This window comes from Dysgonomonas sp. HGC4 (assembly GCF_001261715.1).
GTDB lineage: Bacteria > Bacteroidota > Bacteroidia > Bacteroidales > Dysgonomonadaceae > Dysgonomonas_A.
In genome coordinates, this window is record NZ_CVRU01000085.1 from 17,699 (window position 1) to 30,957 (window position 13,259).

Below are 13,259 nucleotides of genomic sequence, written 5' to 3' on the forward strand. Positions count from 1 at the left end.
CAACAAGTTGCGTTCAGAAAGCAAAGTTTTGTATTGATAAGGTAGAGAGAACTAATCTTAATAAGAATATCCTCTCTACCTATATTTTAGTTAATTACCATTCAACGCTTAGAGTAGGAACCACAATCCAGTCAACAGGAGTAACTACTACAGTAAGGGTTGCCGGATCGCTTGGTGTCTCAGGGTCGGGAGAACCCGTTCCTAAACGGCGAAGCGTTACATCAACTGTGTGTTGAGTATTGCGCGCAATAGCCGGAAGGCGGAAAGGATAATACATTATTTTGTTATCGTACGTTCCTTCCAATGTTACTAAAGTTGCATCGTCATCATTACCACTATCATTAGCAAAAACATAGAAGTATCTATTTGTATGGTCGGCCAAAGTGATAGGTTCATATAAATAAGACTTAATATTTATGCCATGAACTGCAATACCTTCGATACCACTATAAAAAGGCTGAGAGGTAACAATAGAGGGTACACCTACCGAAGACAATGATTTAGCTTTGATTATAGCTACACCTGTTAGTTCAAACAGAGCAGGGTTTACACCTGCAGCAGGGTCAATGGTTACCGTTCCAAGTTTAATTTTGGCTACTATGCGGCTTATGGGGATTGTTATATTATTTGTCCCTACGGCTATCGATTGTAGTGTGGCATCTGTTTCTCCAGTCATTATCAGTCCGTTATTTAAAGCAGTTGTTTGATAATCTAAATTGATATGACTGCTAACCTCTGCAAATTTACTATAAGGATCCCCTTCTTCAAATACAGGAAAAGTAGAGGGTTTATTAGCTACAACAACTATTCTCTTTACTCCGGTTGTCAATTCATCAATAAATAAAGATAAACCCAACAGAGTTGTAGACGTTTCAGATTTTTCGAGTCTGTTATTTGCAAATATGTACACTGTAAACGAATGAACTTCGTTTTCGTCTACTTGTGTTGGTGTACCTACAAGGCGAGTTGAGTTACCTTCTGCACCAGTTCCAGTCAGGGTAATTGTTAGTGAAGCTTTAGCTCCTTTCTCCGGAGTTACTTCGTCGTCGTTATTGCTGCAAGCTGAGCATAATAATGCTACAATGCTAGTTAGGAAAAAGAGTCGTTTCATTATGAATGTGATTTAAAATGATTATTCTAATTTTTGAGTATTTTATTTAGTTCGTCAAAATTGTGTGAGGCTTCAATGCTTCCGGCTTGTTTTCCTTTAGATAAAGCTTTTTGTGCATCTTGAAGCTTTCCTTGTAAAAGATATATAGCTCCCAGATTGTTTAATGTACTGCTGTTGTTTCCTGCTTCCAAAGCCAATTGTTCAGCCTTTTTATAATTTCCCTGCATTGCATATGCGGCAGCAGCATTCTGTTTCGTGATTAAATCGTTTGGATATAAACTGAGCGCTATATCTAGAATTTCGAAAAACTCAACACTTCCTTTACCATAGCTATCAGCCAAAACAAAAAGTTCTTTGGGGCTTAGTTGTTCGGGATATTCTTTTATAATCCTTTTACTTTCTTCTAAGCTGTATTGTGGTATTCTATATTCAATTTTATATTTTACACGTCTGAGTAAAGGGAAATATTCGTTAAGCATAAAACGATAAGGACGTCCTCCGTCTAGTTCCATAAGTCGCTTTTCTCGTCCATCAAGAACATCTGTGTTATGGATGATAGTAAGGACCTCTTGTTTTTTCTCCATATTGCCATCTTGAATGAGTTTAATTAAACCATCCCAGTCTTCACCAACCCAATCAACTTGAAACGTACCTGTCGGAAAGTCGTATCTTTTTTTTAGGTAGTTAGTCAGCGATTTAGCTCTTTGCTCAGATAAATTTTTGTTGAAGGCATAAGTACCTTCTATGGAGGCATATCCTGTAATTGAGATCTTTTTAATCGTTACTTTCTTGTCGTTTAATAATTGATTTAAATGATTATGTATTCTATCCAGTTCAACAGTATTATCGGCAAGAGAAGGGTCAATAGCCGATTTTCCGACCTGAAATTTCAAGTACGCATTATCTTCTTTGTTACCCATTTTTAAAGAGTCGGTAGGAGGTGTTACAAAGGAGAATAAAGGTTCGGGCTTTTCTTTGGTTATAGACTCTCCAATCTCTAGAGTCGGTTTTACGGCAAGCAGGCGTTTATGTTGACTTACAGCCTTTCCACAACCCGGACAATTGCTTTCATCCAGATATAGGGATGCTTGTTTCATCCAATCTTCTAGATTCACAACAGTAGAATAGGGTATTATCTGTGCTTCTTGTTTTCCGGCTCTTAGAACTTGATAGGCATTTTGATTCTCTTCTTTCAATGTGCCAAATTCTTTCTGTCTCTGATATACTTTGTGGCGTATTTTACCATTGATAATTATTGGTTCGAGAGTTAATGTTTGATTTCCATTTTTAATTATCGGTGTCAGAATTAATTGTTCCCGTGTAGGTAGATGTAATGATTCAAGGTCGAAGTCAATATCTATACAAAGAGAATTGCCCTCTTGTGTAAATTTTTTCACGGTATAGCTGAAGTTATTAGCTTCGCCCTCTTGAGCTTCCAGTTTATTCCATCCTAATAGTGATAGAATCAATAAGAGATATATTGGTTGGTTGATTGACATATTCTTGTGGGATTATTTAATTAGATAAATAAAACTAAGACCTACTTTAGTCGGACCAAAATAGTTGGAGGATTTACTTCCTAAATGATCTCCACAATCGCAAGGTTCAAATTTATCGTATTCCATATAGTTGTAACCGAACCCAATATTTGCTTCCATACTCCACCGAGGGCTCAGTATCCATTGATATCCATAGGAAATACCAGCACCTACAAAATAACCTTGGCGTCGATAATTTTCACTGTCGCTTCCAAATACGAAATTGGGTAAATTTACTCCTCCGATATTGAACTCTCCACCTTGTGCGTGAACTCCAAAGAAATGACCTTCGAAAACATCACATAACCAATATCGTAACTCAGATTGAGCCACCCAATGTTTGATTTTTTTATTGTTACCAAATTCCCATGGATTATATCCTCCGGAAAGATCTACTGTCCATTTGCGACCTATCGCCATTTCAGCACCAATATTAGGAGTTGTGGTAGCCCAATAAAGAGCATTGGTCTTTAGTCCTATTTTCTGGGAATATCCGTTGGTAGCAAAGCATAGTAGAGATACCAATACGAGTATAAACTTCTTTTGTAAGATTGGGTTCATAAGGGGAAGAGTAATGTTTCTCTTTGTTTTATAATGTAATAGCTCATGTGTTTAGCCTCGGCTTTCGTTGACTAATCTAAATTGTTACTTTTATATAAAAACAAGTTGAGGTAACTTTTGTTCACCTTTGCGATTGATTGTGCAGTATTCTGCTATACCTAGTTTAAATAGAGCCTCTCAGAGCTATTTTATAGATGTTTTTTTTCGATGTCATAATGTTTTTCGCTTTATTATTTTAACAGTTTGTTGTTGAGTGTAGTTACTGTAATTATTTACTTCTTAATTGTTTTGTCTATATAATAAAAAAAGAGCAGCTTATTAGCCGCTCTTGATTTATTGAAATCTTTGCTATTAGATTTATATGCCTTGGAAAACAAACGGTTTTGATGGCGTGAAATCGCCAACACTATTACCTGCATGAGTTGTACCGCTTACCAAGTCTAACTTCATCACAGGAGCCTTTTCTGAAAAGTCTACATCTTTGAAGTCAACCCAAAAAACATTTGGATATAGGGTTGATTCAAAGTAATATACTCTGTTTTTTTGATCAGACACAGTTCTCCATCTTGTAGATGAAATATTAGGTTCATTGGGTGTGCTTATTCCATAAGGGACAGATACATTACGTATAACACTGAATACGCTAGCTACATTTATGCGAGTATCTTCTACTTGTGGAATGGCATTTATATAATAAGATGCTCTTACAAACCGATCGGCTGCACGATTGGTTCCGGGTAACATGGTAGTACCACCAATATTTTCCCAATATTTATTTAATGCAAGTTGCTCATCAAATATTGGAGAATTGGTCATTACCTGATATGAACGGTCATGGTGAATAACTAATTTACCTTTGATGTATTCAAAGATGGCATTATCCCCAGTAGCATCTGATATTGATAAATGGAGGGTCGCCATTCTGTCTTGACCGGGCATGTTATCTGAGATTACCACAAAAGATTCTTTTTCTAAGAACGAAACTGCTTCGTCAACAGTTGCAAAGCTATCTAATACATATTGTACCCATGCAGCTATTGTCAATCCCGGTTTTTTTTGATCCCATACTGCATATTCCGATTCGGCTAACCAAAGGAGGTTTGCAACCAATCCTTTTTCATTCATCCCGTCAGTGCTTGACATATCATAAGCAGAAGCAATCACACTTCCATATTTCGAAGTCCAACGTAATGAGTTAGGACCTACTTCTCCATTTCGCTCCATTCCTCTGGGGAATATCCAAAGATTACTCATTATATCTTCTTTCCAGTCCATAGATCGGGCTGTTAAGATTGTGTTATTCGGTCCTTGGTAGACTACACGTGTACAAGCCTTAGATTCTTCTATTGATAAGGTCAGGAAAATTGCTGAAAATAGAAAGCAAATTAGTTTTTTCATTTTAATCGTTAATTAAGTGATTTTGTATTATTAAATAATAACAATGAACGGTTTGGATAGTTCAGATTAGGAAGGATAGAATATAAATGAAGCTATTATCCGAATGCGTATTTTGTGAGATGAATTGTATTGAATATTAGATGGTAAATATTATTTTTTGATATTTAACTTAATGCTCTGTAATAATATAATTAATATGATCTTTTATTCTATTAATGAACTATATTTACAACATTACTAATTATTTGATATTATGGGAGAAAAGAGAATAAAAAAAGAGACTAAGAAACCTAAACAGGTTAAGCCAAAAGTTATAGCTGCACAACCCTCTACTAAGGGGTTAGAGGATAAGAAAAAAAAGAGTTATTGATAACTTAAAGGGCGAGTGTTTTACTCGCCTTTTTTATTTAAAGTTTTGCAAATACTAAGTATTAACGAAATTGGTATTGTTTCTCGAAATTTTGTATATTATTGTAATAATATCGAATCTTAAATTATATTAATTAATTTAAATATCTTTGTGCAATAATTAATATGAAATCAATATTTATGAAAAATGTATGCCTTTTAATTGCTGTTTTATTTTGTTTCGTGGCATGTTCTGAGGATGAGAAGGAAACAGTATTAATATTATCAACATTGAGTCTTCATTTTGTTGCTGATGAAGAAACTAAAACTTTTGATATACAGTCAAATGTGTCTTGGTCTATATCAGGTATTCCTGAATGGTGTATCCTGGATGTAAAGGAAGGGGAAGGCAACAAAAGAATAGAAATTAAAGCTATCGCTAATCCCAATGATACACAACGAGAGGTTATACTTGTAGTTAAGGCGGGTAATAAAAGTGAACAATTGTTGATTCAACAAAATGGTAAAGTTTTTACATTAAATATATCCGAATCCCTACTTACCTTTTCTGCAGATGAGGAAGAGTTGTCTTTTGATATTCAAACGAATGACTCCTGGTCAATAACAGGTCTGCAAGAATGGTTTAGTCTGAGTCTTTCTGAGGGCAAAGGAAATGAGACAATTGTGGTAAAAGCTCAAGCTAATACTTCTGAAGTTGAACGTGAGGGAATTCTTGTAATAAAAAGTGGTAGTGAATCAGAACAGATAGTAATAAAACAAATAGGAAAAGTTTATTCATTAACATTGTCAGAGTCAGTTTTAGATTTTCTTCCCGAAGGTGAAATCAGAGGTTTTGCTGTAGAGTCGGATGGTAGTTGGACTGTTTCTTCTAATGCAGCATGGTGTATTGTTGATGACGGAAATGGAATGGGCAATGAAACAATTAGTATTAGTGTCTTGGAAAATCAAAAAGAAACAACTCGTTCAGCAGAAGTAACTGTTACTTGTGGGAGTTTATTAAAGAAAGTCATCATAAATCAAATGGCAGGTATTATAAGTTCTGTGCCATATATATTTAATTTAAATGATAACCGCTTGAGGGCAGGAGACCAACTTGTAAAGCGGCAAGTAGAATATAAAGATCCAGGACAAAGTGGGGCAAATGTTACTTGGGATTTTAGTAATCTTGTATCAATAAATGATGAATACACAGTCGATTACAAAGCTCCAGTTTTAATTGAAGGAACTCATTATATCATGGGCGATGATCGTCTGGAAGCAAAAGATGTTGCTCCTAATAGCCTAATAATTGCGGAGGAACATAATACTATGTACTATTTCCAGCTAAAAGACAATAAAATGATAACCTTGGGGCATGAAAATCCAGTAACCCTTTTAAAGTATACAACTCGTTTATTTTCTGATGCATATACTACCTCTTATGGAGATAAACAACAAGCTCCCTATTATGGAAAAGGTTTGTATTCAGGTAAATCGTTATTCACAGTTGAAGGGAAAATAGAGATGAATGCGGATGCGTACGGTACATTAATATTACCTTCAGGTCGAGTATTGAAAAATGTATTGAGAATTAAAACTGTTAGATCTTCAACGCAGACTAACCTCAGTATAAATCCAGATTATACAACTTACAATAGATCAGAATTTACCACTTACAAATGGTATGCAAAAGGATATCGTTATCCTATATTTGAGACTATAGTAAATATAGATACTGATACAAATGCAAAAAGTATTCTTTCTTTTTATTTCGCTCCAGAAAAGCATACATATCGAAGAATTAATAAATAAAATATTAGTTACAACTAATATGGTAACGGCTTCAAATTTTGAAGCCGTTACTCTTTTTATAAACAAAAATGCATAAATATGTAATTTTTGTGCATAAATATAAATTGTTTTTTTCTATTTAAATTAAATTTTATATCTTTGAAAATGGTATAAAACCGAAATGAAGATTAACTAAAAGATATATAAAAGATGGTTTTTGATATTAAAATGATTCAAAATCTATATGAGACGCTACCTCAAAGAATATTACAGGCTAAAGAAGAATTAAAAAGACCTCTTACGCTTACAGAGAAAATATTGTATGCTCACCTATCAAAAGATGAGCCTATTAAAGATTATAAGAGAGGAGAGGATTATGTAAATTTTGCTCCCGATAGAGTAGCTATGCAGGATGCTACGGCGCAAATGGCTCTTTTGCAGTTGATGAATTCAGGTCGCGAAAGAGTTGCAGTACCATCTACAGTGCATTGCGATCATTTGATTCAAGCTTATAAATCAGCAAAAGAGGATTTGAATACGGCTGAAATAACCAATAAAGAAGTATATGATTTTCTAAGTGTTGTATCCAATAAATTCGGAATTGGTTTTTGGAAACCGGGTGCAGGAATTATACATCAGGTAGTGTTGGAGAATTATGCATTTCCCGGAGGAATGATGATTGGTACAGATTCTCACACTCCTAATGCCGGCGGATTAGGAATGATTGCTATTGGTGTAGGAGGTGCGGATGCTGTTGATGTGATGGCTGGTATGCCTTGGGAATTGAAGATGCCTAAAATTATAGGAGTAAGACTAACCGGGAAACTATCGGGTTGGGCTTCTGCTAAAGATGTAATTTTGAAACTGGCAGGTATTCTTACCGTAAAAGGTGGAACAAATGCTATTATAGAATATTTCGGTGAAGGTGTATATTCGCTTTCGGCTACAGGAAAAGCTACTATTTGTAATATGGGGGCTGAGGTAGGAGCTACTACTTCTATTTTTCCTTACGATGAAAAATCGGCTGAATATTTAGTTGCTACTGACCGAAAAGAAATAGTAGATGTAATAAACTCGGTAAAAGACCATTTAAAAGCAGATGCTGAGGTTGAAAATAGCCCTGAAAAGTATTACGATCGTGTAATTGAAATCAACTTATCGGAATTAGAACCATATATTAATGGTCCATTTACTCCCGATGCAGCCCATCCTATTTCTGAATTTGCAAAAGTGGTAAAAGAAAAAGGATATCCTCAAGCAATGGAAGTTGGTTTAATAGGTTCTTGTACTAACTCTTCTTACGAAGACATGTCGAGAGCAGCTTCTATTGTAAAAGATGCAAGATCAAAAGAAGTGTCGGTTAAGGCACAATTTATAATTAATCCGGGATCGGAGCAAGTACGTTTCACAGCCGAACGGGATGGTATATTAACGGAGTTCGAAGAAGTTGGAGCAACCATTATGGCAAATGCTTGCGGACCTTGTATCGGACAATGGAAACGTGAAACGGAAAATCCGGAACGTCCCAACTCTATTGTAACATCATTCAATCGGAATTTTGCCAAAAGAAATGATGGCAATCCTAACACACATGCTTTTGTAGCTTCGCCCGAATTGGTGGCTGCTCTAACAATAGCAGGAGATTTGTGTTTCAATCCGATGACGGATACGCTTACTAATGCTAAAGGTGAAAAAGTAAAACTACAAGAACCAATCGGATCAGAGTTACCTCAAAAAGGTTTCGGTGTAGAAGATTTAGGATATATAGAACCTGTGTCAGCAGGAAGTAATATTGAAGTAAATATAGCTCCCGATTCGCAACGTCTACAAATATTACAACCATTTGCGGTGTGGGACGGAAAAGATATTATTGAACAACCGTTATTGATAAAAGCAAAAGGAAAATGTACTACTGACCATATTTCGATGGCTGGACCGTGGTTACGTTTCCGTGGACACCTTGATAATATATCGGATAATATGTTGATTGGTGCAGTTAATGCGTTCAATGATAAAACCAATTCAGTAAAGAATCCATTGACAGGCGAATTTGAGGCTGTACCTCAATTGGCACGAAACTTCAAAGCAAAAGGTTTGGGTTCGATTGTTGTTGCAGAGGAAAATTACGGAGAAGGCTCTTCTCGTGAGCATGCAGCTATGGAACCTCGTTTTTTGAATGTGAAAGCGCTTATTGTAAAATCATTTGCACGTATTCATGAAACCAACTTGAAAAAGCAAGGTATGCTGGCTCTTACCTTTGTCAATAAAGAAGATTATGACAAGGTTCGTGAGGAAGATAAAATAAGTATTTTAGGTCTGACAGATTTTCAACCCGGAAAGAATCTGCAAGTAAAATTGACCCACAAAGATGGTACTACCGATGTTATAGAAGTGTCTCATACTTATAATCAACTTCAAATAGAATGGTTCAAAGCAGGTAGTGCATTGAATTATATGAAAGGAGAATAAGGTTGCGACTCTCTAGCCATATAAATGACGAGAATGAATATAAATGTAATTCTATTTCCTGATTTTGAGACTTTAGATGTCTTTGGACCTGTTGAGGTTTTTGGCAAAGTTGATAAATGTACCCTTGAGTATTATTCTCTAGAAGGAGGGATTATATCTAATAAAGACAGAATAAGAATTGAGACTCAGAAAATAGATAATACCAAAACAGACGATGTTCTATTTATACCCGGTGGGGGAGGAACACGTAAAGAAGTTGATAATATAGAATTTCTCAATCAGATAAAATCCCTAGCCGAAAAAAGTCTATATGTATTAACTGTATGTACAGGCAGTGCCTTACTTGCCCGAACAGGACTTCTTGATGGAAAGAAAGCAACATCCAATAAACGGGCTTTCGATTGGGTAAAGAGCAATTCAGATAAAGTCAATTGGATACAGCAAGCGCGATGGGTAGTTGACGGTAAGTATTATACTTCATCAGGTGTAAGTGCAGGAATAGATATGGCTTTAGGTTTTGTAAGCGATTTTAAAGGAAAAGAGATTGCAGAAGAAATTGCTTTCAGAATAGAATATAATTGGCAAAGAGATAAAAATCATGATGATTTTTGGAAATAATAAATAAAAAATAATGTCACAAAAAATAACTATAAATAACGGTAAACTAAATGTTCCGAATAACCCAATCATTCCTTTTATAGAAGGTGATGGGGTAGGAATAGAGATATGGAAGAATTCGCAACAAGTAATAGATAAGGCTATTGAAAAGGCTTACCAAGGAAAACGTAAGATAGAGTGGAAAGAAGTTCTTGCAGGAGAAAAATCATTTAATGAAAACGGTTCGTGGCTTCCCGAAGATACAATGAATGCCTTTCGTGAGTATCTGGTGGGAATAAAAGGACCTCTTACTACACCCGTTGGAGGAGGAATCCGTTCGTTGAATGTAGCCCTTCGTCAGGATTTAGATTTGTACGTATGCCTTCGCCCTGTTCGTTGGTTTAAAGGTGTGGTATCTCCAATTAAAACACCGGAGAAAGTAAATATGACTATTTTCCGTGAAAATACGGAGGATATTTATGCAGGTATTGAATGGATGCAAGGAACACCCGAAGCAGCTAAGTTCCTTAATTTTCTTCAAGCAGAAATGGGGGTTAAGAAAGTCCGTTTCCCCGAAACTTCTTCTTTTGGGGTTAAACCCGTTTCGGTTGAGGGTACAGAACGTTTGGTTCGTGCAGCAATAGAATATGCTTTGGATAATAAATTACCTTCAGTAACTATTGTTCATAAAGGGAATATCATGAAATTTACCGAAGGTGGTTTCAAACTTTGGGGGTATGCTCTTGCCGAAAAAGAATATGGCGATAAGGTATTTACTTGGCAACAGTGGGAGAAAATAAAGAAAGAAAAAGGCGAAGCTGATGCTAATAAAGCATTGGAGAAAGCTAAATCGGAAGGTAAACTAATTATCAAAGATGTAATAGCTGATGCTTTTTTGCAGAATACATTATTAAAACCTGCAGAATATTCGGTTATTGCAACTCTAAATTTGAATGGAGATTATGTTTCCGATCAGTTGGCTGCCATGGTGGGTGGTATTGGTATCGCTCCCGGAGCTAATATAAACTATATGACAGGACATGCAATATTTGAGGCTACTCATGGTACAGCTCCCGATATTGCAGGCAAGGATATTGTGAATCCATCATCTTTATTACTATCTGCTGTAATGATGCTTGAATATCTGGGATGGACCGAGGCAGGAGAGCTTATCACAAATGGTCTGGAAAAACTTTATAGTAAAGGAGAAGCTACAGCCGATCTTGCCCGCTTTATGGACGATGGAACAACACTTTCAACCAGTGCATTCTCTCAACTTCTAATAAGCAATTTGTAATAAGTACATAGTATATATAGAATAGGTCTGTGACCAGAAATTAATAACGCCATAAATTTTATCCGATGAATAACATTATAAAGAAAATCTCCGAAACGATACGCACCACTACACAAATAGATCCGGACTTATTTCAAACATATAATGTAAAAAGAGGACTCCGCAACGAAGACCATACAGGGGTTGTTGTTGGATTAACCAAAGTCGGAGATGTTGTAGGGTACGAAAGAGACGAAAATGGATCGCTGAAAGCCATTCCCGGAAAATTGATATATAGGGGAATCAATATAGAGGATATTGTAAAAGGAGCTCAAGAAGAAAATCGTTTAGGGTTCGAAGAAACAATATTTCTGATTCTAGCAGGTTATCTTCCCGAAAAACAAGAATTGAAAGATTTCTCGCAACTGTTGAGTCAGACGATGGATTTAAATCCAAAGATAACCATGCACATTCTCGATCTCGAAGGCTCTGATATTATGAATATCCTTTCGAGATGTGTTTTGGAACTATATACTTTCGATGAGAATGCGGATGATACATCAGAAGAAAATCTGGTTAGACAATCTCTCAATTTGATAGCTACATTTCCTACCATTGTTGCATATGCATACAATGCACTAAGACATAATCAAGGCAAATCGCTTCATATAAGACATCCCAAAGAGAAATTTTCATTAGCAGAAAATTTTCTATATATGATGAAAGGCAGTAAATACACTCCTTTAGATGTGAAGATACTCGATTTGGCATTGATGGTTCATGCTGATCACGGGGGAGGTAACAATTCAACCTTTACAGTTCGTGTAACCAGTTCTGCAGGTACAGATACCTACGCTTCAATTGCCGCAGGTATTGGATCATTAAAAGGACCTTTGCATGGAGGTGCCAATTTGCGAGTAGTAGATATGCTCAAACATATCAAGAAGAATATAAAGGATTGGACAAACGTTGAGGAAATTGATGTATTCTTACAGAAGATATTAAACAAACAAGCATATAATAAAACAGGTCTTATATATGGTATAGGGCATGCAATTTATACAATATCGGATCCACGTGCAACGCTCTTAAAGGAGATGGCACGAGATTTAGCTATAGAAAAAGGGCGCGAAGAAGAATTTGATTTCTATAACCTGCTTGAAGAACGTGCAATTAAAAACTTTATGGAGTATAAAGGGAGTAATGTAAAGAAGCAAGTTTGTGCCAATGTCGATTTTTATTCGGGTTTTGTATATGATATGATTGGTTTACCTCAAGAAATATACACACCACTATTTGCCATGGCTCGTATTGTAGGATGGACAGCACATCGTATAGAGGAATTAAACTTCAAAGAGCGTAGAATAATTCGTCCGGCATACAAAAATGCATCAGAGATGAAGAGCTATATACCTATATCTGATAGGAAATAAAGCCATCAGCATAATATATACTATATAGCTATATAATGAGTACGCTTTATATATTATAAATTTATACTTACAACCCGTTTTAGCTAATTACATAGCGGAAACAATAATGAGGTCTCAGACTTTAAATAGAAGATGAAACAATTTACTTTAATTATAGCCGGTGTTTATGGCTTGATAACAATAATACTGGGAGCCTTGGGCTCCCATGCTTTTAAGAAAATTCTTTCAGTAGATAAACTTGCCAGCTTCGAAGTTGGCATTCGTTATCAAATGTACCATGCAATTGTATTACTCGTACTAGGGTTGTTTTTATCCTTTACAACACCATTAGAGAAATGGTCGAGCCTTTGTATGATAATAGGAACATTCCTTTTTTCGTTTACTATCTATTTTTTGGCTTTCTCCGAATACTGGAATATAAATCTGAAATTCTTAGGGCCTATTACCCCAATTGGAGGGCTCTTCCTGATTGTAGGCTGGGCTTTACTAATCACTTACTTTGTAAAGTATAGGTTTTAAGTAGATTACCTACTGCTGTTCTAATAAAGAGATATTAGAAAGTTAAATAGTTGAAATTCTTCCCTTAAAAATAGGATATAAGATTATTTATTTTATATATTTGCCAAATAGCTGGTTTTAAGTACATAAGCATATAAGTATAGCAGGATGTCTATCTTGTTATATTTTTTGTCTCTCTATCCACTTCATAATAAGGCTATTGAAAAAAAGATTCGATT

The 13,259-nt window shown here is 35.7% G+C and carries 10 protein-coding genes; 6 read left to right on the forward strand and 4 right to left on the reverse strand.

Features of this window, described 5'->3' with window-relative positions; all coding sequences use genetic code 11:
* Positions 1–94 precede the first annotated feature (94 nt).
* The 4 genes from HGC4_RS08760 to HGC4_RS08775 form a co-directional block, all read right to left on the reverse strand.
* A complete protein-coding gene (locus HGC4_RS08760; protein ID WP_050709756.1) occupies positions 95–1,111 on the reverse strand; it encodes a fimbrial protein in 1,017 nt (338 codons plus the stop codon).
* Positions 1,112–1,137: 26 nt separating this feature from the next.
* The gene (locus tag HGC4_RS08765) at positions 1,138–2,610 is read right to left on the reverse strand and encodes a DUF3868 domain-containing protein (protein ID WP_050709757.1); all 1,473 of its coding nucleotides are present in this window, start codon (positions 2,608–2,610) and stop codon (positions 1,138–1,140) included.
* Between the two features lie 12 nt (positions 2,611–2,622).
* The gene (locus HGC4_RS08770; protein WP_050709758.1) at positions 2,623–3,210 is read right to left on the reverse strand and encodes a DUF3575 domain-containing protein; all 588 of its coding nucleotides are present in this window, start codon (positions 3,208–3,210) and stop codon (positions 2,623–2,625) included.
* Between the two features lie 357 nt (positions 3,211–3,567).
* On the reverse strand, positions 3,568–4,608 hold the full coding sequence (locus tag HGC4_RS08775) for a linear amide C-N hydrolase (RefSeq protein ID WP_050709759.1): 1,041 nt from the start codon (positions 4,606–4,608) through the stop codon (positions 3,568–3,570).
* 591 nt (positions 4,609–5,199) lie between these two features.
* Here HGC4_RS08775 and HGC4_RS08780 point away from each other — a divergent pair.
* The 6 genes from HGC4_RS08780 to HGC4_RS08805 all read left to right on the forward strand — a co-directional run bounded on the left by HGC4_RS08780 (position 5,200) and on the right by HGC4_RS08805 (position 13,041).
* The gene (locus tag HGC4_RS08780; RefSeq protein ID WP_185099962.1) at positions 5,200–6,768 is read left to right on the forward strand and encodes a BACON domain-containing protein; all 1,569 of its coding nucleotides are present in this window, start codon (positions 5,200–5,202) and stop codon (positions 6,766–6,768) included.
* A 189-nt stretch (positions 6,769–6,957) separates the two neighbouring features.
* Positions 6,958–9,216, forward strand: a complete 2,259-nt coding sequence (locus HGC4_RS08785; RefSeq protein WP_050709761.1) for an aconitate hydratase — start codon at positions 6,958–6,960, stop codon at positions 9,214–9,216.
* A gap of 33 nt (positions 9,217–9,249) precedes the next feature.
* A complete protein-coding gene (locus tag HGC4_RS08790; protein WP_050709762.1) occupies positions 9,250–9,834 on the forward strand; it encodes a DJ-1/PfpI family protein in 585 nt (194 codons plus the stop codon).
* A 13-nt stretch (positions 9,835–9,847) separates the two neighbouring features.
* Positions 9,848–11,110, forward strand: a complete 1,263-nt coding sequence (gene icd, locus HGC4_RS08795; protein WP_050709763.1) for an NADP-dependent isocitrate dehydrogenase — start codon at positions 9,848–9,850, stop codon at positions 11,108–11,110.
* A gap of 65 nt (positions 11,111–11,175) precedes the next feature.
* Positions 11,176–12,522 carry a citrate synthase gene (locus tag HGC4_RS08800; RefSeq protein WP_050709764.1) on the forward strand — a complete coding sequence of 449 codons (1,347 nt, stop codon included), beginning with the start codon at positions 11,176–11,178 and terminating at the stop codon, positions 12,520–12,522.
* 132 nt (positions 12,523–12,654) lie between these two features.
* Entirely contained in the window at positions 12,655–13,041 is a 387-nt protein-coding gene (locus tag HGC4_RS08805; protein ID WP_050709765.1) for a DUF423 domain-containing protein, read from the forward strand.
* The last annotated feature ends 218 nt before the right edge of the window (positions 13,042–13,259 follow it).